This window comes from Rhodococcus sp. IEGM 1307, assembly GCF_030056915.1.
GTDB classification, from domain to species: Bacteria; Actinomycetota; Actinomycetes; order Mycobacteriales; family Mycobacteriaceae; genus Rhodococcus_F; species Rhodococcus_F opacus_D.
Window position 1 is genome coordinate 1 of record NZ_JASHKW010000096.1, and the last position, 267, is coordinate 267.

The 267-nt window shown below is 67.0% G+C and carries 1 pseudogene; it reads left to right on the forward strand.

The features are described from left to right. Positions 1 to 267: pseudogene (gene fbiC / locus QM841_RS42965) on the forward strand (7,8-didemethyl-8-hydroxy-5-deazariboflavin synthase); the annotation flags it as partial.

Genomic DNA, 267 nt, shown 5'->3' on the forward strand with positions numbered 1-267 from the left:
CGATGCACGTGCACGCGTTCTCCCCGATGGAGATCGTCAACGGCGCCTCCCGCGGTGGGCAGAGCATCCGGGACTGGTTGACGGAACTGCGCGAGGCGGGTCTGGACACCATTCCGGGCACGGCCGCGGAAATCCTCGACGACGAGGTGCGCTGGGTGCTGACCAAGGGGAAGCTGCCCACCGCCACCTGGATCGAGGTGGTGACCACGGCGCACGAGCTGGGTCTGCGGTCGAGTTCGACGATGATGTACGGGCACGTCGACAACC